A 25,460-nucleotide genomic window follows, 5' to 3' on the forward strand; every position below is an offset into this window, starting at 1 on the left:
GTTCAGGCCGCTTTGACCATGCAGCGCGACGTGTCTCACCATCAATCCCAGGAGATGAATTTTCTCAAGGACCAGCTGAAGGCCTTGGAACATGAAAAGCAAATTCTCTTGAATTCCACGGCTTGGAAACTGACGGCTCCGCTGCGGTTCGTTTTTGGTTCGTTTCATAAGGCCAAGACTCGGTACCAACAACTGACCGGCAAAACCCCTGTAACAAGCCCATCTTCGGATAAGGAATAAGCTATTGAAACCACAAAGCATTCATGCATTTACCAGTATCACCTGCAACTATCTTCCAAAGGCGCGGGTTCTTGCACGATCCCTCAAATCCGTCTGTCCCGACGTGCACATGCATCTGTGCTTGAATGACGAGCCTCCTTCAGACTTTGATCTGCGCCGGGAACCCTTTGACAACCTCATCGTTTTGGATTCTCTGGATATTCCCAACAAAAAAGGCTGGATCTTTGGGCACAGCCTGGTGGAACTGTGCACCGCCGTGAAGGGATTGGCTTTTCAGAAGATTTTTCGAGAAACGGCGGCCGACAAAGTCTTTTATTTTGATCCGGACATTGTCGTTTTTGGAAGATTTGACGAGTTGGCGGCTCATCTGGAACGAGGCAGCATTTTACTCACCCCGCATCTCACCGACCCCGAAGAGGATCTGGGCGCCGTCGCCGATAATGAAATCGCCAGCCTCAAGCACGGTGTCTTCAACCTGGGGTTTCTCGGCGTTCGACGAACGGGCGAGGGGATGCGGTTTTTGGATTGGTGGAGTGCACGCCTTTATCACTTCTGTCAGGACGATATTCCTGGAGGGCTTTTCACCGACCAGCGCTGGGTGGATCTGGCGCCGTGTTTTTTCGATGAGGTGGTGATCCTGCGGGACCCCGGTTTCAACGTGGCCACCTGGAACCTCAGCCATCGTCACGCGGAAGGCTCGCTCAAAAGCGGCATCTTCATTAACGGCAAGCCTTTGGGGTTCTATCATTTTTCAGGCTTTGACAGCGGTGCCCAGGAAATCATGCTCAAGAAATATGCCGGAGACAAGAGGGTCCTTTTTGAGTTGCGCCAGTGGTACATTGAGGCGTGCAAGCAAGAGGGCCAGGAGCTCCTCGGCCACAGAGACTCTGTGTACGCCAGGTACAGTAACGGGGAGATCATCAGCGCACACCAGCGCGCCGTCTATCGAACCCGCCCTGACGTGCAGAAGGCCTTTCCGAACCCCTTCTCGGCGGAGGATATCAATCACAGCTATTATCATTGGTATAAAGCCCACTATGGAGACGGTGGCACCTCGTCCACCCCTATGGGTTTGGATGTTCCGTACAGGCGGGCACTTTGGGAATTCGCCTCGTATACAAAGAAAAAAATCGTCAGCAGCCCCCGCCTGCCTGGCTTTTGCAAGCCCTGCTTGGTCAAAGCCCTTGAGGCCGCCCTCGCCGTAAGCCGTCCCTTTGTCCGCTGAAACGCCGAGTCTAGCAAAACATGGGCAAGATTTTCTCAACCAACTCCATTAAGAACGAACCATTTGTGTGCCTCTTGGCCGGGCGGGGCGAAGACAAATTCCTTGAGTTGACCCTGCAAAGCCTCCATACTGCCCAAAGCCGAGGAAAACTTATTGTGGCCGCCGAAGAAGGTGTCACCGTTCCAAAGGATTTTCAGGAAGTCTTCGCCCATGTCATTCTTCCTTCGGGACAAGGATCCGCCATCGGTAGAGCGTACCGCGCTCTTCATTTAGAGAACCGAGACGTTATTTTCCTTCGAGCAGGGATTCGCGTCAGTCGTAACTGGGAACATCTTCTGTGCTCCGTCGCCTGCTTGGATGACGTCATTGCGGCCGTCTCTCCGCTTTCCGCTCGAGACCCTTTCTTTTCCCTGACGGCAAAGCCGCCTCGACGCCCTCTCGACCCTGACGCCACGACGCAATGGCTGCAGTCCGCGTGTCGAAAAAAAATCTTCGATGTCCCCGTGTACCTGCGTTCGTGTGTCTTCTTTCGGAGCGCGGCCTTGATGCATCTGGGCGACCACATTTTAAATCTTTCCGACGATGCCTTGGCTCAGGCCCTTTGGGCCGCGGGCTGGACTCTTGTGGGCTTTGAGGCGCTTTATGTGGATGATTCCAGAATTCCATGGGAGAATCGCGATCCCCTTCTCATGCGTCGGGAAGACATCCAGGACTTCCTCCGGCAGCACCCGCTCACAGGCCTTCGATGGGCTTTTGCCAACCGGTCTGCAGAGGGGCCGAACGAAGCCGGCACGAAACCCATTCGACCGACACAACTTCACGTGGCCCACAGTTGGGGAGGAGGATTGGGCCAATGGGTTGAGGATTTTCTCGAGGCAGACAAGGAGCGCCACAATCTGGTGCTTCGGTCCATCGGTACTTGGGGCCGCTTCGGGCAACGGCTTGCTCTTTACGCGCAGGATTCCCCCATTCCAATCCGCGAGTGGAACCTTTCTTTACCCATTCGAGCGACGGCGGTTTCTCACTATGAATACAAACACGTTTTGAGAGAAATTCTAGAAACTTTTGGAGTCGAAGTCATTTTGGTTTCGTCGGTCATCGGGCATTCTCTGGATGTTTATCGAACGGGATTAAAAACAATTGGTATCTTTCACGATTTTTACCCCATCTGCCCCTATTTATATCTTTACTTTTTTGGAGAGTGCGTGCAATGCACGGAAAATATCATTCAATCCTGCTTTGCACACAACCCATTGCCCCAAATTTTTCGCAATGTCACGCCATCGGACTTTCTGCTGTTAAGAAAGAATTTTGTCGATACACTCATAGCCGAAAAAATTCCGCTCGTTGCGCCCTCCCCTTCCGTGTTTCGAAACCTGTTGCGGATCGAACCGCGCCTGGCCCACCTCGAGCGTCACGTCATCCCGCACGGGATTCCCACTGATTTTGCCTCCGAGCAGACCGGGCTTTCCACGCGACGGTCGGACGGTGGACAAGGCAAGGGGCTGCACGTTTTGGTCCCCGGGCGCCTCTCAAAGGAGAAGGGGCAGTCTATCCTTCTGGAGGTCATCGGCAGACTGGCACATCCGTTCACATTCACCCTGCTTGGATGCGGTGAAGACGGGGCCCTTTTCAAAACCTTTCCCAACGTGACCATTGTTTCCCATTACCGCAGGAAGGATCTTCCCATGATTGCTAAGCAGCTCAACCCCGATGTCGGTCTTCTTGCCTCCATCGTCCCGGAAACTTTTAGTTACACTCTCAGTGAACTGTGGGCGCTCCGTATTCCCCCTGTTGTCACGACCGTGGGAAGTTTCTTGGATCGGGTTCAAGACGGCGTCTCCGGATGGGTATGCGAACCGCGGGCAGATGCCATTGTTCAGACGCTGCGCCAGCTTGAGGCGTCGCCCCATTCTATTGATCAAGTTGCGCGGCATCTTAAGGATATGCCCTTTCGAACAAACGTGGATATGGTGAGGGACTACCATGACCTGGTGCCTGTCGCCTTTTGGGATAGAAAAAGGCGGGTTTTCCTTTGCGCTGAAGGCTCTCAAGCCGAGCCTCACACGCCTTCCCCCAAGCGGGCCCTTTACATCGACCCCCAGGTCCCTTTCCGTTCTGTGCTTGTCCAATTTTTGGATTACGTGGAGATGAAAATGCACAATACGCCTCGGTGGCGTCCCATTTTTCGAATAATGGCCCTCTTCCCTCTGCGGCTTTTCAAATTTCTTGTCAGAGCGCCCTTAAAAGGCGGTGGGAGCAGGTCCGGCTGAAAATTTGACTTTTACGGGGCAGCAAAGACGCCCCGAGCGGCCCCCCGAGAGAGCGCCCGGGACGTCTTCGTGGATGGGAATCAGCCCGCCATAATTCTCGACTAGAAAAAGACCACTGGAGGCCACGCTGTGACGATGGCGCCTTTTTCAAGCAACAAGAGTCCCGCGCCGAACAGATTCGAAGATCCGCAGAAAATATCATAGACTTCGTCCTTAGATCCCAACTCATCTTCTAAAAAGAAAATCTTCTTTTCAAACTGACCCAAACTATATGGTTTTACAGTCTGGGTTCGGGCGAAAGATGTGAACCAGCATTGAACTTGTATCGGAATGTTAGCGGCATTGGAGAGAATGAGAATGTTTTGCCAGCCCGGTGTTTTGAGCTGTGGAGCTACAGGAAACCAAATGAAAAACGCCGCCTTTGCGCCGGTTTCTTGCTCGTATTGGGCCTGAAATTCCTGCGGCACTCTAGCGTCTTCCGCATAAGCCATTCCAATGCCCAAAACCAATGCCAAGGTCATGGCAACACAGAGCAGTCTTTTCATGATCATTTCTCCTTCATTCTTGTTGACGCCTCGTGCCTTCGGATCAAACCAACACGTCCATCCTTTTTCTCGTCACGAAAAAATGCCACCTCCTTTCATCCTCCCGGCTTCGACCTCTCAGGCTTTTTTTGCAGCCGCCGCAAGAAGTCCTCCATGTTGGGGGGGGTAATGACGACATACCACAACCCGTTTCGTTGCACCCAATGGTCTTCCACCGTTTGGTGCAACGGATACGGCTTACCAAGAAGGGGATGCACGAGAAGAAAGGAAACCGCCGTCACGGTGTGGCCTCTATCCCCTTCCACCACAAGTTTTTGAATCTCAAATGAAACGATGGTCGAAAGGTCTTTGGACTCATCATGTTTCCTGAAATAATCCTGGAGACTTGGAAGGACCTTTGGGTCCACGAAAGTTTGCACCGTTTTCCAATCTTTTGCTTTTTTAGCGCTCCAATAGGACTCCGCCCTTTGACGCAACGCCTCGTGCGGCGACAGCGAGGGGGACCTCACCCCGGCCATTTCACAGGCTGTCAGGGACAGCATCACGACCAAACCAACAAGAACTCGCTTCATCGAGGACTCACCCCTCCAAGATCGGCTGCTTTTCCTATAATGGGCGGCATTGCCACGACTTTTGACAAATCCGGGCTCAGACTGACCACGGCAGCACTCACAGGGCTGAAGGACTGACATGTGACGGTGAGAGACTGCACTGCACGCCGATTGTAGAAATAACTCAAATCTTCAATGTACTTTTCCAATCCCTCCAACTGAATGATCATCGTGGTCCGTGTTCTATTGGGCGCCTCAATGATCTGCACGTACGCAGTGGCTGGTTCTTTAGAAAAATTCGACACCACCAAAATGGGAATATGGGAGGGGGCAGCCCGAACTTCAGGAAAGACGATCTGCAGCCCGGATGCGAATTCAATGGAAACCTCGAAAAATACACCATTGCTGGTGCCGGTCGCCGTTTGAACGAAAACCTCACCGGAAAGAGCCCCCTTCGGTACCTTAACAATGATTTTTTCATCCGTCCACGAAACCACCTGCCCGGTGACATTGCCTGCGAAAATGACCACACCGGGGACATATCCGAACCCAGCACCTCTAAGAATAACTTGGGCTCCAACCCTTTCCCTCTGAGGAATAATTCTGAAAACGTATGGTCCACTTATGGATTCGCTCAGCGCTCGATAGGCATTGATGCGCCCCTTGGTCAGGATAGGCTGCAGCGCGTCCGACAGGTCCACGGTTCGCAAAATGCGGGCTTTGACTTGGGCCGGAGTCGCCGTGGGATATTTGGAAAAGACCAAGGCGGCTAAGCCGCTCACCAAGGCCGTGGCCATGGAGGTGCCTGTAAGGTTGTGGTAGCCGTTGCCGGGTAGGGTCCCGAGAATGTTTTCCCCGGGAGCGGCCACATGGACGGTTTGCACACCGTAGTTGGAAAAACCGGACAACATGTCTGACGTGTTGCTGGAAGCGACGGAAATGAGGTTGGGCAGGTCGTAACTGGCGGGATACAAAGGATGAAAATCGTTGTCGTAGCGCTCGTTGCCCGCCGCGGCCACAAACAGAATGTTGGGTGCTCCGGCGATGGCCTGCTTTTCTGCCTCGGAATAGGAATAGGCGCCAAAGCTCATGTTGATGACGCGAACGCCGCGGGCCTTGGCAAAAGCCACCGCTTCCAGAAAGTCCGCGACGTTCCCGCCCCCTTCCCCCAAAAATTTCATGGGTAAAATCCTCGCACGCCAGTCCACGCCGGCCATGCCGCGCCCGTTGTTGCCCACGGCGGCGGCGGTCCCGGCAATGTGTGTTCCATGGCCGTCGCTGTCGATCGGATCACCAAAGCCCGTGATCACGTTGATGCCATGGCAATTGTCCACAAAGCCATCCCCGTCATCATCCCAGCGGTTTCCACACACCTCCCTGGGATTCTTCCAGATCTTTTGCGCAAGATCTTCGTGCTGCAGATCGATGCCACTGTCCACGACACCGAGAAGAACTCCGGCACTGCCTGTGCTCTCGGACCACGCCTTTGGCATCCCGATTTTTTCCAGAGCCCACTGTTCGGCGTAATAGGGATCGTTGGGAACGATTTCCAGCTTATGGCGAAGGTAGTTTGGTTCCGCAAATTCCACGTCGTCGCGGGCTCGAAGATTTTGCAAGACCTCTGCCAGCCGAGCCGGATCTTCGAGGCGAGCCCGATGCACACCCCATTCCGGCCAATGCCGATCCACATGCACGCCTAAGGACTGCAGCACCCGGCGTTCTTCCATGGCCGCCTGGGTTCGGCGTGCCTCAACCGCACCGACAGATCCCTCCTTAAATTTGACAAGAATCTCGCCGGGAACGGAATCAGCTCCGCCCTGAGCAAAGGCTGGGCTCACCCACCCAAGGCCACATAGCGTAAAAACCAGAACAAGCACGCCCAAAAGCACTCTGAATGGGATCCTCATTTTCGAGATGCGGCGCAGCAAAGGTGGCTCCTTGAAAGGGGAAATGTTCAATACGCAAGCCTCACAATAGCGGCTGAGATCATCCGTGGATATTGGGCTCTTGGAAAGACAAAGCTTTTGGGGTTCGGTGCCGTCGGAAATGGTTCGTTAATTCTTTGTGCTTCCTTAAAAACGCTCAGTCAAGGGATGGAAAAAGGGATCGGCAGGCTCAGACCTGCCGATCCCTTGCCGTGTCGTGGTTCAGTCCATCGTTCGGGCGACCGGTGGGCCTACATGAATGGTGCCGTAACGGGTGCGGTCGGGAGCGAGAATGCCCCCCGCCGGGGTCACATAAAAAGTGCCGTCCACGCGGCTGCGAAGGACTTCGCGGCCCGTCAGGCTGGCCACAAAGTTGTCCACGAGCCGACCCACAGCGTGCTGAAGGGCTTCGCTGGTGAGAATATCCACGTCCTTTTCACCGAACACGGTTTTCGGAAGGACTTTGACTTCGGCACGGTTGACCCACACGATCTGCCCTGTGCGGGCGTCTTGAGCGATCATACGCAACTGCACCCACCCATGGTCCACTCGGCCTCCTTTGTGGGCCAGAAAGGCAAGCCCTGCGCCTGCCGCTCCCCAGATGGCCGTATTCAAACTGGCATAGTCCTCTTCGCCCACCAACCCGCCGCCGAACCGAGGATGGCCCACAAACTTTTTGTCATTGTCCTCCAGAGGCCAGTTGTCTTTGGCCAAAGCCGCCCCCACGAGGCCGCCGATGGCCATCTTGTCGATCATTTCATAAGTATCGCTTGGCGCTACGCCAAAAACCGTGCGCGACCCCACTTTAAAGAAAAACGGCAGCAGTCCCGTTTGCAGAGGATTGAAACTGTCCTCCTGTCCGGACCGAAACACCAGAACGCGGCCCCGGAGCACGTAGTCGGCTTGAAACCGGCCTCCAAGTTCTCGAACCGCCTCGCTGTCCAGTGTGATCAGCCGTTCCTGGTTCCAGTAAGGCTCGGCCGCACGGCGCTGGGCTTCGTTGCGATAGATGGCACTGAGAATTTCCGCCTTCATGCCTGGGGACCAATCTTTGGCCAGTTCCTTTTCCAAGGCCAGCGTCGCCGTGCTCTTGCCCTCCTCCGGCGTGGTATCGCGAATAATGCCCTTTTCAAGAAGATAGGCCATCACGTCCTCGTAGACCACCGGAGAAAAGCCATAACGCAGAAACTCATCCGTCAAGGCTTCGTTGATTAAAACATTGCGCTTCCAATATCCGTAGAGGGACTCTTCCGCCGTGTAGTCGGAAAACGGCAGCACGACCACCCTTCTGGCCTCCCCGACCGAAGACTCACGGGTGACGGGAGTCTTCAGCTCCATCACCGACGTGCCACACCCGGAGAGCATCCACAGGCCCAGCCCTATCGCCAAGCATGTCCTGATCATCGCTCACTCCCTCAGACCGCCCCAAGCCATCCCTCGTGCCTCGAAGACCTAAGGGTTCTCCGCTCTATCGAAATGCCACTCGAGTCGCCTCAAAGGCCTCCCACGACCTTCCATACGCAAAGGTCCACCGTCCAGCCATCTTTTGCCACGTTAACGACGTGATTTCATACCTGTATGCCACACCTCTTTCCCAAAACTCCAGCACATAAAGCCTGCCCATTCCATCACCAGGCCGGCAGATCACCGGCGTGTCGCCCCACGTGCCCACAAAGTCGTAGCTTTCCGAATCCCGCTGCAACCGTAACGCTCGATCGGTACCGTAATCATAGACGGCTCCCCGATAGGTTTCGCTGACCAGCCAGGTGCCCTCAGGGGTTCGCACATTGATCTGCGCCCGTTGCACTTCCGCGGCGTCGGCCAAGCTTTTGCCCACTCGAGAACTCACGATGATGCGGCCTTGCAGACCCAAAAGGCGCACAGGACCCAAGGGTATGGATCCAATGGGACCCGCTGCGTAATAGAAGTCGTCGGCTCCCGGTTGCTTGACGCCGCTTTGAAACGCCACAGCGAACCCGTTGGGATGCTGTGCCGAAAGGGTATAGACCGTGCCAGGCTGGGCGTCGGGAAAGGAAAGAAGGACATAGATCTTTTCGTCCAAGCTGCAGGTCTCATCCAGGCTTCCGGGCATCCCGTCCGGATCCATCCAGCGCCCTTGGGCCTGTGCGCAGGCGGCCTGTGTCGGATAGCGCGCCACAATCCTAGGCGCGGCTAGGATCAGTTCCAACCAGGCCGAATCTACGGTTTCCACCATAAGGAATCCCGCCGTGGCCTGAGAAATGACGGGCATGACGGGAGGTCCGCTGATGGGTTCCCCGGGACGCCGCACATCCACCGTGACCGGAATCACGCGGAAAGCGTCTCCCGTGACGTTGGAGACTGTAATCCGTCCCGTAAAACGGCCATAGCCCATGACCTGAAGAGCCTCGGCAACGGGCGTCACCTGAATGGAGCCGGATCTGCCCGTGGACCCCGGCACTTCGAGGTCGGGATTCACCGAGACATTCAAAAACGGCACATCCACCGTGGCAAACCAGCCGGCTTCCTGAGCAATCACAAAAAGGGTCTGCGCGAAAGCCGCGTCCAAAGAGCCCTCCGCCGTGCGCTCCAGGCTCCAAAAGAGATAGCCCGGATACACGCTTAATCGCTCCCGCGCCACGCGAATGACCCGCGCTTTAACCACCAGTTCCACCGGCTCCGTGGATAGGCTGGAAGAAAAGACCACCTTGCCTTCCACGTAGGAGTCGTCATCGAGAACGGGAATTTTTGTGGGATCCACGGTCAGGGTGGCCGTCGTGTTTCCGGTGCCGCTGGACGGCGAAAGGATCAACCAAGGCACGGCGCTGGCAGCCGACCACAAAAAGGTCGTGTCCGACGGATCCGCATTGCGCACCAGCACGGGAAAGGCCCGCGCCGAGAGGTCGGCCGTGGTAAAATCCAGCTGTATCTGCGCGGGTGAGACCGTCAGAAGATTGCCCGGCGTGCGCACGACGGTCAAGGAAACGGTGACCTCGGCCGTTTTGGACGGATCTAAGCCCGAAACCACGGTGATGGTTCCCGTAAAGCTCCCTTCCATGATTTTGGAAATGGACACGGTCACCGTAAAGGAGCCTGGAATATTCCCCGTGGTCGGCACCACCTTGAGCCAAACAGCATCACAGGAGACGAAGAAGGTGGACGTCTGATTATCAGCGGCTTTGGGCCCTCCGGTCACCGTCACCGTAAAAGAGCCCGGCTCCAGGCTTTGGCCCGGAAGCAGCCGAAACGTTCCCAGATTCACAGAGCGTGGCGCCACCACCAGCGTTGCATTGTCTGATCCCTTTTCGTCCTGAGCCCACACGGCCCAGGGCGCCACGACAAAAACACACAGCAGCGCACACCCCAGGGAACGCCACATCCACTTGGCCCGAACCTTCATGGAAGACCCTCCTCGATCAGGCTCTTCTTCGTGCACCCCGGCCTGAGGCGCTGACATGACCACCTTTCCCTGCACGCTTTCAAGAATCACCGGCAGGCGAGCTGGCGCCTCTTTATGTCTTATCGTCCCTCCGGTTCGGAAACTTTAAAGTTTTCCTCCACCACAGCGCCTCGAGACTGCAGCATTTCTCTAAGCCCCTGGACTTTTCTTGAAAACTCCTGGGTCACCACTTCCGCTTCCTTGCGATCTCGAACCACTCGAGGCGTGATGAGGATGATGAGTTCAGTTTTGGTGTTTTCTTTGCCTTCGCTGCCGAAAACATATTTGAGAAGAGGCAGGTTGCGCAAGCCCGGAATGCCTGAGCGGCTCACGGCATCGCGGTTTCGCATCAAACCGCCGATGACGATCATCTGCCCATCCTGCACCACCAGAGACGTTTCCGCCACCCGGCTCACAATGGATGTGGTCTTCAGATCCGGATCCTTTTCCCCGCGTTCACTGACTTCCTGCGAAATGTCCATCTTGACCAAGCCGCTGGTGTTGATGTGCGGCGTCACCTTCAAAATGATGCCGGTCTTGCGGTACTGAATCGTGCGAGACGTCGCCGTGGTCTCCTGACTGGTCACTTCCCCCGTCACAATGGGAATTTCTTCAGCCACTTCGATATAGGCCTCCTTGTTGTCGGAAGCCATGATATTGGGCGACGAGAGAATGTTCAATGAGGTGTCCTTGCCCAGGGCGCTGATGAGACTTCGAAGAAAATCGGTGCTGTCAAAGACGGCGGCGGCAAACCCGGTTCCGGCCCCCAGAGCTGTGTTGACGGCTCGCGATCGAGCATTGTCCAGCACGAACTGGCCTGTATAGTCCTTGTAATGTCCCTGAAGAAACCATTCAATGCCGTATTCGGCGGAACCCGAAAGGGACAGTTCCGCAATGATGACGTTGATGAGCACCTGGCGCGGTATTTGATCCAGCTTTTCCAGAACGTTTCGAATGATGCGGTAATCTTTTTCCCTGGCCTTGATGACGATGCTGTTGGTGGCTTCATCCGGTATGAAGGCCACTTCCGCCTCCAAAGACCCGGCACCTGATCCCAGTGTCGTCCTTTCTGGCGCTGTGGAAGCGGCGCCGGCAGCGGACGGCCTTTCCGTGGAAAGGCCGGTCCCCGTAGGGCCAGTGAGGGGTGCAGAGGACGATGACGTCAAGCGGGATCTGGAAGTTCTGGCGCTGACCGCCGATGAAGTCTTTGCCGCGGTTCTCAAGGTCCGCGACGTGCTCGTGGGCAGCCCATAGACCCGGGACAACACATCGGCCAGTTCCACCGCCGAGCCGTTTTCCACAAAATACACGTAGACCCCTTGGCCGGCTTCGCCCGGCCGATCGATGACGGCCAGCCAGCGGGCCGCCTGGTCGATGAGCGCCGGCCATCGCGTGGCCAAAAACACCGCATTCAGGCTTCTAATGGCAAAAAGCTGAAAGCCGCCGGAATCCGCGCCGGGGCGCATGAAAAGTCCTTCTTTGCTCAAAATCTCCGTCAACTCCTGGGCCACCTGGTCCGCCTCCGCATGGAGCAAAGGAAAAATCCTCCAGGACACCTCCTGAATGCGATCCACGTCCATGAGCGAAAGCACTCCGGCCACCTTTTCGATGTTGGTCAGCGTGTCCGTCAGGATCAAGGCGTTACTGGTCTTGTCCGGCACCACCACGGCGTTGGGAGACAGAAAGGGCTTGATATTGGCGGCGGCGGTTTCGGCGCTGAGATACCGCAAACGGATCAGGCGCGTCACATCCGTAAAGCCCGCTTCAGCCGAAAAGCCGTCAATCCCCGTACCGCTCAGCCCTCCACCCAGATCCTTGCGCACCACCTTGACCATGTCCCCCGGCCCGGCCACCAAGGCCAGACCGCTGACTTGAAGCACATCGTTGAGCAGCTTCAGAAAAGCCGGCTTTGTGTAAGACCCTTTGGCCCGAAAGGTCACCTTGGCCTTGATGCTGGGATCCACAATGTAGTTGACGCCAAAGAGCTGGTAAAGGGTGGCGTCCAGGACCTGGTAGAGATCCGCCGCATCAAAAGCCATGTCCACTTCCACGGTCTGGTCGGCGGCGGTGAGTTTGGCCGCTTCTCGGCGGGCCTGCTGAGCGACGGCCGCGGGGGTGGCTTCCATCGTGGATCGCCCGCGATAGGAAAGGTCCCGCTCGGGAAGTTTTGCTAAAGACCCCTCAGTGGGAGCGACAATCACCGCTTCCGATTTTTTTTCCGAACGCGCCTCGGTTTCTAAAGGCGCCTGGAGCGGCGGTGGCGTCAGGGCCGGTGTGGGCCCGCCCAAAGGGCCTTCACGGGAGCCGCCCTGAAAGGGGGCCGTCGCGCAGCCCGCCACCCCCAAGGTCAGGCACAGCACAGCGCATCGCATGAGCATTTTCCATGAGGCGCTTCGAACCCCCATCGTCACGTCTCCTTCGGCGTTTTACTCTTTGGATGCCTGATTCAGAATCGTCTTCACGCTTTTGGTGTCGACAAACAACGTGCCCACACGCAGCGAGACGGAAAGCGGAAAATCCTTGGCTGGTTGATAAGCCACACGCATGGATTCCACGCGAATCAGCTTTTCATCATCTTCCAAAGCCTTGAGCAAGCCGGCCAGAGCCGGCGCGTCCGCGCGCAGCCGGAATTCCACCTGAGCCATGGGAATCTCCTGCCAAGCGCTTGGCCCCAACACATTGTAAGCCTGCACTTGAATGCCGGTCTTTTCAAAGGATTCCTGAAGACGCTGCTGCATTTTGGAGGCCGCATCGTCGAGGCTTTTCGCCTCCAGCAGCAACTGCTCCACGCGACCCAATTCTTCTGCCAGCTGCGCCTGATGGGAAAGCTCCTTCCGAATTTGATCAATGCGCCGGCGCAGCTTTTCCTGCTTGCTTCTTTCCATCTCCTCGGACGCTTGCGCCGACGAGGCGGCTTCCCTTTTCGGGGCACACTCCACAACGTACCAGACCACCCACAGAACAACGGCCAAGGCCGCGATGCCCGCCCAGCGCCGCGCTCGGCGCCCCCATATCGCCATCATTTGAACTCCAGGACCAGAGTGAAGGTATCTTTACCGTCTCGACCTCGATTCACTGATCCTTGCAGTTTCACGTCCTGCAGCAAGGGGAGCTCCCTAAGGCTTTCAATGGTTTTCAAAGAATCGGGGCTTTGAAAGGAAGCGGTGATTTTACCCGCCGAATAGTTGAACTGGGAAATCCAGGTTCCCTGAGGAACCCTTTGAGCGATGTCGTTGAGAAGTGCGTAGAATCGCGGCCGCGCTTTGAGGTACGCATCCGCTTCCTTGACGAGCTTTTTCAGCTGCTCTATTTCCTGAGCATTTTTTTCCAAAGGCTTGAGTTCCGCTTCCAGCTTACGAGTCTGCTCGGCCAGGCGGGCCGCGCTCCGTTCCAGCGCGGCTGTGCGGCGATCCACATGCACGCCAAGTCCCCAGGCCGTCAAGGCCAAAAACACGAGGAAAGGAAGAACCATTTTGGCGGGGTGCATGCCGGGAATGCCGGGGGCTCTGCCGTCCAGACAGAGGGCCGCGCGTCTGTCAAGAAGCGCCACAGCAGCGGCCGTCGCCAGGTTGGCGCTGGGGTGCGGCCAATGGGAAAAAGAGGCGCGAGGCACCCCAGCGTCCGGTGCCACAGACTCGGTCCAGTCGTGCACTTTTTCTGCCACAACGCCGCCTTGCGCAAGACACCACGCCCGAATCTGTTCGCGGTTCCACATCCCTTCCGAAGGGTTTACAAGGCGGGAGCACACAACGCCGCTCGCATTCACGACGAGGACTTCCTGCAGCCCGTCTTCTCGGCGCACCAAACCCATCGGCACAGAGGACTGCGCTCGAAGCCAGGCGGCCAGTCCAAATGAAATGGGAAACAATCCTTTCAACTGCTCACGGTGTCCCGTGTCCGTCAGGACCGCCAGCACAGGGTCGATGGATTTTTTCTCCACGTAAACCAAGGTCGCCGAAATCGTTTTGTCCGGGCACCGCACAAGGTCCACAGTCCAGTAAATGTCTTCTATGGGCAGATGCACGTGAATGGACAGGGCGTTGCGCACCACATCCAGAGCATCCTCCATGGGTACCGGAGGCACATGGATTTCGCGAACGAAAAAGAGACTGCGCGGAAGACCGATGGCCATGCGCCTGTCGGCCCGAGGTGAAAGATCGCGCAAAAAAGCTTCCAGACCTTTGGTGCCCCCCGAAAGGTGGGTTCTGTGAGCCGGGATGCCGTCTTGAAGCGGTTCGAGCCGAACCTGCCCCAGATGCTTCACCGCATGGACATAATCCAGCCTGTTTTCATCCAGGTAAATGCCGAGTATGCGCTTGCCCTTTCGCACCACCTGCCTCGTTCCAAGCGTTTCCAGCACGCCCCCAGTCCTAAGGCGACCTTTTACGGAAAAGAATAGTGCGTCCGCACAAATCCATGACAGCGATCAGCCACCGCCCAACCGTGAGGTTCGGCTTTACCCACCACAATGGCCACCTCATAGGTCCACACACTCAAAGGGAGAAAAACCGTCAAGCGATCGGCGTCGGACGCCGCAACCGTCAAAAGACTCACCAAGGAACGCCGTTCCGGCTCCCATGGTTCCGTTCTGCCGTGCACATCCAGCTGCTCCCAGGTTCTGACGGCTTTTTCCAAAGGATCCCCCCAGAACAGCTCCGGCCGAACCCCTCGAACTTTTTGCATCTCACATAAACTCGAAAAAGGACGATTCGTCGGCGGTGGGAGCCCTCTTTGCACGTACCACGCCGCTTCCGCCCCTTGAAGCCGCACCAAATCGTCCGCATCTTGCCAATCCAGCAGGGCGTCCACCAGTTCGTCCGCCTCTCGAGCTTCCGCAAGCGGCAGATAAGCCGCAAAGGCCTGCCGCATTTTAGCGTCGTTGGCTTCTGTGGGTTGCAGTTTGGAAGATTCCTTTTCGTAGGATACCCACACTTCCTGATCGCCCACGAGCCATCGGTACCATAATCCAGGCTGCATGGTCTTGTTGCTTTTCCCCGAAACCGCGACATAGCGCATCACGGAACGCACGGCTTCCTCCCTTTGCAACCGCTGCCACGCTGCAAGGGCTTCGGAAGCCCGAAGCCGGGAAGCCAGAGCCGTTTGCAGCCCCAAAAAAGCCAGGAGCGCCAGAGCCCACAGGACAAAGACCAACACCGCCCCCGACTCTTGAGTGCCTGCGCCCGGCCGAAAAAAACCCTTTACGGCATTCCCGTAGGAAAAACCCATGTGGTCGTCTTTTCCCCGAATCCGGCTTCGACGCCGAAAAGCAGTCGAACCCTTTTCGGAGGCTGCAAATTTTGTTCGCACGCCCATGCGTCTTTCCACCGAAGTGCCTGGTGCGAAGGCTCCGAAGGATCCTCCTCCCCATAGGCCAATTGAAAGGCCGTCACGTTCCCGTAGCGGCTCAAAGGGGCTCCCACGTCCTGTCGGCCGGTCAAGAGCCCTTCAGCCAGGCTCACCCATTCCACGATTTGTCCCTCTTTTTCAAAAATATCCACGTCATAGACTTCCAGGACTTTTTGAGACGGATCGTACAGGTAGCCGATGAGCCGCAGCCCTTGTCGGCTGGAACCTGGAGGACCGTAGGTGCTGTAAAAAGCGATGCCGTTGGCGGTGCCGCACAGAGGAAACAAATCCCCTTGTCGTCCTTTCCAGGGGGTGGCTTCCGTCGCCGAATATGCCAAGTATCGGCCCAGAGAAACCGGCACGGCGTAGGAAAAAATGTCCGTGCGGCTTTCCGGCCCCAGCTGGCGCCATGATAGAAGACCAAACCTGACGGCCGTCGCCATCAGGGTGACAGCCATGGCCGTCAACACCATGGCCACCAGCACTTCCACAAGAGTAAACCCAGAGGCCGTGCGCAAAATACCGCCGTCACCCTCGTCAAAGCCATCCCAATGATCCCGGCGGGCCATGCGACCCGCAGGGAAAACGCTCCCGTGGAGCAACTTTACCCTCTCCTTTCGTACCAGCTCACCAAACACCTCGGCGCCCCGGGTGCTTGCGCCTCGAAAAACACGCACAGGGTCAGTTCCACCATTCGAGGATCTTCGTACGCTTCGGCCTGCCTATCCAAAGGAATCACCAAAGGCCGGGCTTCCAACCTGAAAAACCATCCGGGCTCCCCATCCACCGGCCCTTTCATGACGCCTCGGCGAGCCGCTTCGTCCATGAGTGCGGTGTCCGCCAAAATCATTTGAGCGACCCTGGCGGATTCCCACACTCCCTGCGCCCGCCACCTCAGTTGCGCGGATTGGGAAAAGCCGTAAAAGAGCACGGCCACCGTGATGCCCATGATCGTCAAAGCGACCAGGACCTCAAGGAGGCTGAATCCCTGAGCTTTTGCACCGAAAACGTCGGTCCGTTCCGTGCCTTTTTCGTCTTTTCGAATGCCTCGCCGGCTTTTTCGCATGGGGAACCTCAAACGCCGGTGCCGCCCCTCATCCCCCCTCGGCCGCCACCCTCAGAACCAGTCCCGTCAGGGGATCCAAGCGAAAACGGTCGAGAACCACACCACGACGAACAACCGCCAATTCCGCACCGCTGCAGGCCCCGTCGGGGTAAAAGAGCACATACATGCCTTCGTCAGCCCGAAGCATGCCCAGGGTTTCCAGCTCAAGGTCTTTGGGAACACTGAGAGCTTGGTCTTTGGCGTCGGCGATCCAACACTGGCGTTCCGCGTCGGAACACACCACGGCCACTGCCGAACCGCCCGCCACTGCCTGGAGCCTGGCTTTTCGAAAAAGCCCTTCCCACTCTATTACAAAGCGGCGCTCCTGTTTTCGACCCAGCCCGCCTCCGACGGTAGCGAAAACCACCGTGAGCGACACGGCCACGATGGCCAGCACCACCAACAACTCCAGAAGGGTAAAGCCGCATTTTTTAAAAGGATATTTCATGGATGCCGAAGATGGCCAGAAGCATGGAAATGACCATGCCCCCGATGAGAATGCCCATAAACACGATGACCACGGGCTCCAAAAGGGCTAAAGCCGCCTTGGTCTTGGCTTGAATCTCTTTTTCCAGATTGTCGGCCACACTGGTGAAAATCCGCCCCAGATCGCCGGTTTCTTCCCCGATGGAAGTCATGTGCACCACCATGGGTGGAAAAAGTGGGGACGCGCGCATGAGCAGGCTCATGGCCATGCCCTGTTGCACTTTTTCGTAGATTTCCTGAAGAGCTTCTTTAAGGAGCACGTTGCGGGCGACAGCCTGAGCGATGGCCAAAGACTTAAGAAGGGGCACACCGCTTTGCAGCAACGTGCCCAGCGTGCGCGTCAGGCGGGCCAGTTCCACTTCCAGGGTGAGCCGCCCCAGGAAGGGCAGTTTAAGAAACACCGCGTGCAGGCGACGGCGGTTTTGGGGTTTTCGAGCATAGGCGACCAGCACCAGAACAAGACATAAGGGGAGAAGCACCAAAAGCCACCAAAAGGCGCGAAACGCGCCGCTCACGGCAATCAAGGCGCGAGTGGCTGTCGGAATGTTCGGTCCCAAATCCTCCAAAATGACGGCGAATTTAGGAATGACAAAACCCAGAATGGAAGCCACGGACGCGATACCTACAAAGAGCAGCGCCACAGGATAGATGGAAGAGGAAAGGATGAATCTTTTGATCTCTGCCGTCCGGGCCAGAAACCCCGCCAGTTTCTCCAATGAATCATCCAAGACGCCGCCCGCTTCACCAACCCGTATCATGCTGACGGTCAGCTCACCAAATTCGGGGGCTTTTTGCGCCACGGCCTCGGAAAGACTTTGGCCGCCGCGAAGCCCTTCGCGAAGGCTCAAGGCCAACCGACGCACCCGGTCCGTCGTGGCGGCATCGGCAAGGATCTGCAAGCACCGGTCCAGGGGGACTCCGGAACGCACCAAGTGGGCCAGTTCCGAAATGAATTCCAGCCGCTGTCGGGCACTAAGGCGACTCGTGCGCCATAGGGAAAGGCCCAGCCGGCCTGCGGGCCCATCGGACCAGCGCAGCACATGCACGCCCCGGGCAGTGAGGCTCACCAAGAGACTTTCCCGATCCGAAGCCTCTTCGGTCCCTCGCACTCTGCGCCCCTGAAGGTCGACACCTTCGTAAAAAAATTTTCGCATCACCTTGTGACTCGAATGACTTCCTCAAAAGTCGTCATGCCCGCCGCCACTTTTTCCAAGCCGTCCCGGCGCAGTGTGCGCATGCCTAGGCTCACCGCCTTGGCCACGATGGCATTGCGGTCGGCCCCTTTAAGAATCTCCCGCTGGATCGGCTCATCCAAAGGCAGAAATTCAAAGAGGCCAATGCGCCCTCGGTACCCCGTGCCGCCGCATCGGTCGCACCCTTGGCCCTTGCGGTACGAGGTGGGTAGTCTTTCCAAAGGGACCACAAACTCCTGACTCAAAATCCGCCGCTCTTCCTCGCCCAATCGCACCTCATCCCAGCACGCCGAACACACCCTTCGAACGAGCCTCTGCGCCAGGACCGCCACCACGGCCGAAGTGATCATAAAAGGTTCTACGCCCATGTCTTCCAATCGCGTAATGGCGCCGGCCGCGTCATTGGTGTGCAGGGTGGAAAAGACCATGTGGCCGGTGAGGGCCGCCTGAATGGCGATTTCGGCCGTTTCCAGGTCACGGATTTCCCCCACCAGCATGACGTCGGGGTCCTGGCGCAGGAAGGACCGCAAGCAATGGGCAAAGGTCAGGCCGATCTTGGGCTGCACCTGCACCTGATTCACGCCGTCCAATTGGTATTCTACAGGATCTTCCACGGTGACGATCTTGCGGTCCGGGGTGTTGATTTCGTTGATGGCGGCGTAAAGGGTGGTGGTTTTTCCGGATCCGGTAGGGCCTGTCACGAGCACAATGCCATAAGGCAGGGCAATGATCTGCTTGAATCGGCTCAAGAGATCCTTGGGAAAGCCCAGAGCGTTCAGATCCAGCAAGATGTCTTCCTTTTGCAGCAGGCGCAGGACCAGGCTTTCCCCAAACACCGTGGGAAGGCTGGAGACGCGAATGTCAATTTCTTTTTTGGTGAGCTTAAACTTGATGCGGCCGTCCTGAGGCAGGCGCATTTCGGCGATGTTCATGCGGGCCATCAGTTTGATTCGCGAAGCGATGGCCGCTTGAAACTTTTTGGGAAGGTCATCCTGATTATGCAGCACGCCGTCGATACGGTAGCGCACCTTGACCAGTTTCTTGAGCGGCTCGATGTGAATGTCTGAAGCCCCCACATCCACGGCTCGCGTAATGAGATGGTTGACGAGACGGACAATGGGGGCTTCGGAGGCCATGTCCCGCAGATGCTCGGGGTTGTCCCACAGATGAGCGTCCAGATCCGGATTCTCTTCCCCTTCCGCTTCCGTTGCCTGCAAAGCCGTGTCCGCCTCATACCATTGATAGATAAATTGCGCCACGGCTTCCGCTGTGGATCGATAGACCTTGAGAGGCTTTCCGTAGGCTCGGCGCACCACTTCCTGCGTCGCCAGATCCATGGGATCCACCATGACGACCACCACACCGTCGTCGGTTTCTTCCACGGGCAAGACCTTGAAGCGTTTGAGCCACGCTACGGGCAAGGGATTGTAGCGGGGGGGTGTGTCGGGAAAATCGACTTCGTCCATGAAGGCAAAATCCGGAAGGTCGGCCACGGGCTTCACCCCTTCGGGGTCCGGCGTCGACCCCGCGGCTGGTCCGGATTCCGGGCGAAATTTCCGTATCACCGTTTGCAGCATTTCCAGCATGAAATCATGGGCTCCATGGCTTCAGTGAGGTTTCCTCAACCCTTGACGAGGCACAGCATAGCACATAAAGGGCCGATGTGGTCAATAATCCCGGTTTCTTAACCTTCATGGGGTTGCAACGCAACAAGAACGGCTTTGACTTAGGCGGCCGCATCTGTTAGCGAAAGAACCTCACTGCGCTCGAGGAGAAAAGTCGTCCCATGAAAGCCCGCTTGATGGCGAATCTTTCACGTCGAAGTTTTTCGGCTCATCATGCCCGGCCCATTCGACGCCTTGTCGCCGTGGTTGTGAACTATCATAGTGCCGAGCTGACCGTCCGTGCGGTCCACTCCATTTTGACCTCCGATGATGCAGTCTCCGTGGATGTGGTGGTCGTGGACAACAGCACCTCCTCTCAAGAAGCGGCCCTCTTGAAAAAGACTCTTCCCGATTCGGTTCACCTCATGATCTCGCCGCACAATCTGGGGTTCGGGCAGGCCTGCAACATGGCCTGGGAAAAACGGCCCGCCGACGCGCTTCTTCTGCTGAACCCCGACGCCTACCTCACAGAGCAATGTCTGCAGCATCTGGTCCGCGCTCTGAACATGGATCCGCGCGTCGGCGCCGTTGGCCCCAAAATCTATTGGGATCCGAAAAAACAATTCCTCCTGCCTCCGTCGGTTCCCCCGTCCTGGATTTTGATGCTCTCTGCGGCGGATAGACTCGGTGATCCAGCCATCCCCTTTCTGCGGTTTCTGGGAAAAAAATGGCGCCGTGACGCCCTTGGCGCATGGCAAGCCGGCGCCCCGTTCCCGGTAAAAAACCTTTCCGGAGGCTCCGTCCTGATCCGTTCCGATGCCATTCGAGATGTGGGCGGTCTTTTTGACCCCGGATTTTTTCTCTATTTTGAAGACACCGATCTGTTTCGGCGCATGACCCGCCGAGGGTGGCGCCTTTTGGTGGAGCCGCGGGCGGCCGTGGTGCACGAATTCGACCAATGCGGCATGGAAAGTCTGCCGAACAAACGCCAATTCATGGCGGATTCCCATGCGATCTTTCTTCGAAAACATTTTTCATGGTATAGGTGCTGCCTGCGATGGATACCGCAAGGGCCGCGCAATCGATTGGAAAGGCTGACACATGGTGCATCGAATCGAACGTACCGCAGGCCGTTCCGCATCCGCGTTCCTGAAGAAATGCCCAGGCCGTGGCTTTTCGAATGGAGCCCCAGTGTGCATTTCATCCCTGCGGCTGCAGCCTTTGGAACCGGAGCCTATGCGGAATTCTCCGAGGACGCTTTTCGGCGGCTGGCTCCCGGGCGCTACTTTGGGCGCATCGGTCCGGCGGCGGGTTTCAAGCCCTTTAACAGCCTCTCTTTTTCCTTCATTGTCACGGAGCGCACCAGCTTTGTCTAAAGAAAACCAGGCCGCATGAGGGGTGCCGTGAAAGAGCTCTCCTTTCCTTTTTCCATCTACCGCGACATCGTGAGGGGGCACGATCTGCATTTCGGCTATTGGGATGACACCACGCCGACTCTGGAAGATGCGCAAAACAAACTCACGCAGCTCATGCTGGACCACATTCGAGGAGAAGGTCTCAACATCTTGGACGTGGGCTGCGGCTTCGGCCGCTTCGCCTACCTTCTGGCCCGTCAAGGTCACCGCGTCACGGCCCTGGCTCCCGACGCGGCCATGATTCGGTATGCAGAGGAGCATTTTCCCCACCCTCATTTGCGATTCCTGTGCGAAGCCTTTGAAGACAGGAACCCCTCTTGGTGGAAGCCGGAGTCCTACGACCTGGTGGTGTTTTTTGAGTCGTCTCAGCATTTCCCTTGCCTGGGCGACCTTTTTGAAGCATGCCGCGCGGTGCTGCGCCCTCAGGGCCGAATGCTTGTGTGCGATGAGATGATCTACGACGAAAGCACGGCCCACGAAACGGCCGTCAAGCCCAGGCGTCTCTACCTTATGGCTTTGGCCGAAGCGGGGTTCAAAATCCGTTCCCAAAAGGCTATTGGCGCGCACACCGCCCCAACCTGCGCAGCGGTTCTGGAACGCTTGAAGACATATCCCATGAGTGAAGGATTGGATGCCCTGGCGGCTGGTTGGCAAAGGCAAAAACAAAGGCACGAAGAGGGCGCATGGGGCTACGAAATCCTTGAAGCGGAAAAGGACGACTACCGCATCATGGCCTCTCCACAAGAGGACGACCCGAGGCTGGTGGAGCTTTTCCAGCAGGTCTTTGCCGCTTCCCGTTCCCTTGAGCACTGGCGCTGGAAATACCGCGCCTGCCCTTTCGGCCGGGACGCCGTGGCCGTGTGCCGGGATGCTCAGAACCATGTGGTGGCCAATTTTTCCGGCTACTACGTGCCCATAGAAGACACAAAAACCACAACCACGGCCATGGTCTTGCACGTCGGCGACACCATGACCCATCCCCGTGTGCGCCAGGTGGGCTTTGGAAAAACGTCGCTTCTGGTGCGGACGGCCCGCTATTTTTTTGCGCGCTGGTGTGAAACCCAAGTCCCTTTTGTCTATGGGTTCAATACCGGCAGCCATCAAAAAATGGGTAAAATGTTTCTCGGCTACCGTCCTGTCTATCCGCTGGATGAATACACACTGAATCTGCAGTGTCTGGCACCGTCTGTGTGGAACAGGCTTCATTACACGTGCCGAAGCCTTCGTGCCTTCGGCGCGGAACACGACGCGCTTTACGAAAGAGTCAAAAACGCCTACGGCAGATTCCTTGTGGTCAGAAACAGCCGTTACCTCAACTGGCGCTTTGCGGATCCGGACAGAAACTACACCCTCCTCGAAGTGCGCAGGCGCTTCGGTCCGGTGGCGGCCTATCTAGTGGCGGAGAAAAAAAACGGCACCGCCGTGATCGGAGACCTCTTCCTGGACCCGGCGCATCCTGGTGCCCTTGAGCGGGCTCTGCATCAGCTGGGGCGGACCTTGGGGGTTCAAACCGTGAGCCTGTGGATGTCCCAAACCCCTTCCTGGCTCACCGCCCTTCTGTCTCGACTGGGGTTTGACCGTCAGCCTGAACGTCAAGGCCTGTGGTTCGTCTACGTGCCCTTTCAAAGCCCTCTGGATCCGAAAGACATGGAGGGTTTTTACTTCACCCGGGCGGATTCCGACCTTTTTTGAGAAAACCCGGGTCCCAATGGAAACGCTGCGTTCTGGGCTCAAGGGTCGCTTCCCTGACAAAGAAGATCAAAGGAATCGAGGACCTTGACCGCACCCTGGATCCATGCGAGGGGTCGTCCTGTCCAAAAATTACGAATGTTCAGTAAGATAGATGAAAAAATGTCGCTACGGGCCAGGTCTTCGTTCTCTTTGGTATGGCACCACGTGGGCAGCGCCTTGTCATCGGGCAGCATTGCACGAATGTGACCATGCGCTGCAAGATCTTTGCATGCCGGGAAACGTGGTTTCGGTCCCTGCTCACGGTTGGAACTGTTGAGGGCCGACGGTGAGGATTGTGGTGGACGCCCTACCCCTCTTGGGGTTGGCTACCGGCATATCGCGATACCTCAGGAATCTCTACGGGGCGATGAAAGCGCTGAACGGCCCGTCGGACATGGACCTGGTCTATTTTGACGGCGCTCGAGCCCATCAGTTCATGCCCCGGGCAGCCAAGCCAGCTTTATGGTCTAAAATCCCTGCCGCGCTCTGGAGCCTTCCCGACCCGCTGGTTTTTGCCCTCCGATGTGTTCACTGGCTGATCTAGGAACATCGTCTTCGGCAAATCACAAAAGCGGGTCACTTCGACCTTTATCATGCAACCTCCTTCGTACCGGCCGCGCTGTCCAACACACCTCAAGTTTTCAGCCTCTATGACCTGTCTCTGATTCGATACCCGCACACCCATCCACGAGAACGCGTTTGGTTTTTTCGATTTTGGAAACGACGCCGAATGTCCTGCGCCAGCCACATCTTGACCCTTTCCGAATTTATGCGCCGCGAAATCTGCCGCGTTCTGCAATGGGCTCAGGATAGGGTGACCGCGGTGCCCCTGGCGCCCGCCGAGCACTTTGCACCCAGGAACCCCGAAGCGGTGGCGTCGGTTCGAAAACGCCTTGGTCTTCCCAACCATTACCTTCTTTTTGTGGGGTCCCTGGAACCCCGCAAAAACATCGGCCTGGCGGTGAAGGCTCTTCATCGATGCCGATCCGATATTCCCCTTGTGTTGGCAGGTTGGGAGGCGTGGGGGGACAAAACATGGCTGGAGACCGTTCCAACGGGTCGCCGACAACCCCAAATCTTTCGTCTCGGTTATGTGGACGATGAGACTCTGGCCTGCCTTTACAGCGGCGCCACAGCCCTGATCTATCCCAGCTTGTACGATGGATTCGGCCTTCCCATTTTGGAGGCCATGGCTTGCGGTTGTCCCGTGATCTGTTCCAACACCTCCAGCATGCCCGAGGTGGCGGGGGACGCGGCCCGGTTGATCGATCCCGGAAACCGGGATGACTTGGCCGCGGCCATCGATGAGGTAACTGGTTCCACGGAGTACCGTCAGAATTTGATTCACAGAGGGCACGCGAGAGCGGCGGCCTTCAGCTGGACGCGTACAGCGCGGGAAACACAGGCTGTATTCAATGCTGTCATCGCGAAAAACCATTTTCCATGAACTAGCAGCCAGTTGTGAGGAAGTCTAAGGCAACGGTAAGGCCGATATCGAAGCCTGCTGGCTTGTGGATGTCCGTGGCTGGCGGATCAACGTCGTTGACTCTGGTGTTCCATTCCGTTGGTGTGACCGCGTTCGCTTTCACGAAGCCGTTTGCGAGCCCATCTTCGCCATGATGCTGAAAACGCGCGAAGGTAAGGCCGTTAATGGCGTAGACTTAAAGGAGTTGCATGTCGCACCCAGAAACTTCCAACAAGGCGAGACAATGGAAATCTCGTTCCTTTTAACCAACCCTTTGGCTCCAGGTACGTATTATTAAGACTGCGGCGTGCGACTGGATACAGAAAGCGGTGGAGAATTCCTCTCACGCCGCGTTGACGCAGCCATCCTGCGAGTCACGACTGGATCAAATAGTACCGTTGCGGTAGGATTGGTGGAAATGCAAGCTCAATGGGCCGTCACACCCGTATTGGATCGTGGAGAGTAGAAATATGGAAAAGTCGCCTATATTTATACACTCCCTTTTTCACTCGGGCAGTACATATCTCTCTCATGTCTTTCGACGCTCGCCGTGTGGGTACTGGTGTTACCAAGAACCGCTTCACGAAGCGGTGTATTTTGCCAAAAACGACCCGACAATACTGTTGCGGGGTTTCGGAGAGGAAGATTTAAATCTTTATCGTCACCCACGGTTAGACAAGCCGTATTTTCAAGAGCTATTGGATGTCTGGCCTGCATGGAAAGATACATTGGACCAGTCAGCCATTTACGATGCATATTTTCCTGCCCCAGGACAAGATTTCGGGATTGGTTACTGGCAAGCCCTTGTGAATGCTGCCCAAGGGCGACCGGTTTTTCAGGAGTGCCGAACATCCGGCCGCATCGGTGCCATAAAAGCGCGTCTCGGCGGCTATCACATTTATCTTTGGCGTAATCCGTGGGACCAATGGTGGTCGTAT

21 protein-coding genes and 2 pseudogenes are annotated in these 25,460 nt (G+C 56.8%); 9 read left to right on the forward strand and 14 right to left on the reverse strand.

Annotated features, from left to right (window positions below; all coding sequences use genetic code 11):
• The 3 genes from ACUVSA_RS12310 to ACUVSA_RS12320 form a co-directional block, all read left to right on the forward strand.
• A partial coding sequence (locus tag ACUVSA_RS12310; protein WP_445895049.1) for a hypothetical protein occupies positions 1-240 on the forward strand: 240 nt, incomplete at its 5' end.
• A 4-nt stretch (positions 241-244) separates the two neighbouring features.
• Positions 245-1,465, forward strand: coding sequence for a glycosyl transferase (locus ACUVSA_RS12315; protein ID WP_445895050.1), 1,221 nt, complete (start codon positions 245-247; stop codon positions 1,463-1,465).
• 155 nt (positions 1,466-1,620) lie between these two features.
• Entirely contained in the window at positions 1,621-3,738 is a 2,118-nt protein-coding gene (locus ACUVSA_RS12320; protein WP_445895051.1) for a glycosyltransferase, read from the forward strand.
• 101 nt (positions 3,739-3,839) lie between these two features.
• Here the strand turns inward: ACUVSA_RS12320 and ACUVSA_RS12325 are convergent, their stop codons facing one another.
• The 14 genes from ACUVSA_RS12325 to gspE form a co-directional block, all read right to left on the reverse strand.
• Positions 3,840-4,283: a hypothetical protein gene (locus ACUVSA_RS12325; RefSeq protein WP_445895052.1), complete on the reverse strand. Its 444-nt coding sequence runs from the start codon at positions 4,281-4,283 to the stop codon at positions 3,840-3,842.
• Positions 4,284-4,378: 95 nt separating this feature from the next.
• Complete coding sequence (locus ACUVSA_RS12330; RefSeq protein ID WP_445895053.1) at positions 4,379-4,690, reverse strand: hypothetical protein; 312 nt, start codon at positions 4,688-4,690, stop codon at positions 4,379-4,381.
• Positions 4,691-4,851: 161 nt separating this feature from the next.
• Positions 4,852-6,741, reverse strand: coding sequence for a S8 family serine peptidase (locus ACUVSA_RS12335; protein ID WP_445895054.1), 1,890 nt, complete (start codon positions 6,739-6,741; stop codon positions 4,852-4,854).
• 240 nt (positions 6,742-6,981) lie between these two features.
• Positions 6,982-8,163 (reverse strand): hypothetical protein, encoded by a 1,182-nt coding sequence (locus ACUVSA_RS12340; protein WP_445895055.1) that lies wholly within the window; start codon positions 8,161-8,163, stop codon positions 6,982-6,984.
• Positions 8,164-8,227: 64 nt separating this feature from the next.
• Positions 8,228-10,138: a hypothetical protein gene (locus tag ACUVSA_RS12345; protein ID WP_445895056.1), complete on the reverse strand. Its 1,911-nt coding sequence runs from the start codon at positions 10,136-10,138 to the stop codon at positions 8,228-8,230.
• 119 nt (positions 10,139-10,257) lie between these two features.
• Positions 10,258-12,582 carry a type II secretion system secretin GspD gene (gene gspD, locus ACUVSA_RS12350; protein ID WP_445895057.1) on the reverse strand — a complete coding sequence of 775 codons (2,325 nt, stop codon included), beginning with the start codon at positions 12,580-12,582 and terminating at the stop codon, positions 10,258-10,260.
• Between the two features lie 21 nt (positions 12,583-12,603).
• On the reverse strand, positions 12,604-13,200 hold the full coding sequence (locus ACUVSA_RS12355) for a GspMb/PilO family protein (RefSeq protein WP_445895058.1): 597 nt from the start codon (positions 13,198-13,200) through the stop codon (positions 12,604-12,606).
• Positions 13,197-14,537 carry a hypothetical protein gene (locus ACUVSA_RS12360; protein WP_445895059.1) on the reverse strand — a complete coding sequence of 447 codons (1,341 nt, stop codon included), beginning with the start codon at positions 14,535-14,537 and terminating at the stop codon, positions 13,197-13,199. Before ACUVSA_RS12360 ends, ACUVSA_RS12355 begins: the two co-directional genes overlap by 4 nt.
• A gap of 23 nt (positions 14,538-14,560) precedes the next feature.
• Positions 14,561-15,403 carry a hypothetical protein gene (locus ACUVSA_RS12365; RefSeq protein WP_445895060.1) on the reverse strand — a complete coding sequence of 281 codons (843 nt, stop codon included), beginning with the start codon at positions 15,401-15,403 and terminating at the stop codon, positions 14,561-14,563.
• Positions 15,376-16,125, reverse strand: coding sequence for a PulJ/GspJ family protein (locus ACUVSA_RS12370; RefSeq protein ID WP_445895061.1), 750 nt, complete (start codon positions 16,123-16,125; stop codon positions 15,376-15,378). The genes ACUVSA_RS12365 and ACUVSA_RS12370 overlap by 28 nt, the downstream gene beginning before the upstream one ends.
• Positions 16,126-16,127: 2 nt before the next feature.
• The gene (locus tag ACUVSA_RS12375; protein WP_445892392.1) at positions 16,128-16,589 is read right to left on the reverse strand and encodes a type II secretion system protein; all 462 of its coding nucleotides are present in this window, start codon (positions 16,587-16,589) and stop codon (positions 16,128-16,130) included.
• 28 nt (positions 16,590-16,617) lie between these two features.
• Entirely contained in the window at positions 16,618-17,076 is a 459-nt protein-coding gene (locus tag ACUVSA_RS12380) for a pilus assembly FimT family protein (RefSeq protein ID WP_445895062.1), read from the reverse strand.
• Positions 17,060-18,268 (reverse strand): type II secretion system F family protein, encoded by a 1,209-nt coding sequence (locus ACUVSA_RS12385; protein ID WP_445892394.1) that lies wholly within the window; start codon positions 18,266-18,268, stop codon positions 17,060-17,062. Before ACUVSA_RS12385 ends, ACUVSA_RS12380 begins: the two co-directional genes overlap by 17 nt.
• Positions 18,268-19,893: a type II secretion system ATPase GspE gene (gene gspE / locus ACUVSA_RS12390; RefSeq protein ID WP_445895063.1), complete on the reverse strand. Its 1,626-nt coding sequence runs from the start codon at positions 19,891-19,893 to the stop codon at positions 18,268-18,270. Before gspE ends, ACUVSA_RS12385 begins: the two co-directional genes overlap by 1 nt.
• A 200-nt stretch (positions 19,894-20,093) precedes the next feature.
• Here gspE and ACUVSA_RS12395 point away from each other — a divergent pair, with 200 nt between their 5' ends.
• From ACUVSA_RS12395 to ACUVSA_RS12420, 6 genes and pseudogenes are all read left to right on the forward strand, one after another.
• The gene (locus tag ACUVSA_RS12395) at positions 20,094-21,287 is read left to right on the forward strand and encodes a glycosyltransferase (RefSeq protein ID WP_445895064.1); all 1,194 of its coding nucleotides are present in this window, start codon (positions 20,094-20,096) and stop codon (positions 21,285-21,287) included.
• Between the two features lie 27 nt (positions 21,288-21,314).
• Positions 21,315-23,018: a methyltransferase domain-containing protein gene (locus ACUVSA_RS12400; RefSeq protein WP_445895065.1), complete on the forward strand. Its 1,704-nt coding sequence runs from the start codon at positions 21,315-21,317 to the stop codon at positions 23,016-23,018.
• Between the two features lie 325 nt (positions 23,019-23,343).
• Entirely contained in the window at positions 23,344-23,601 is a 258-nt protein-coding gene (locus tag ACUVSA_RS12405; RefSeq protein ID WP_445895066.1) for a hypothetical protein, read from the forward strand.
• A gap of 18 nt (positions 23,602-23,619) precedes the next feature.
• Complete coding sequence (locus ACUVSA_RS12410) at positions 23,620-24,504, forward strand: glycosyltransferase family 4 protein (RefSeq protein WP_445895086.1); 885 nt, start codon at positions 23,620-23,622, stop codon at positions 24,502-24,504.
• Between the two features lie 40 nt (positions 24,505-24,544).
• Positions 24,545-24,820, forward strand: a pseudogene (locus ACUVSA_RS12415) (Wzt carbohydrate-binding domain-containing protein); the annotation flags it as partial.
• A 292-nt stretch (positions 24,821-25,112) separates the two neighbouring features.
• Positions 25,113-25,460: pseudogene (locus ACUVSA_RS12420) on the forward strand (hypothetical protein); the annotation flags it as partial.

The organism is Desulfosoma sp., assembly GCF_052743555.1.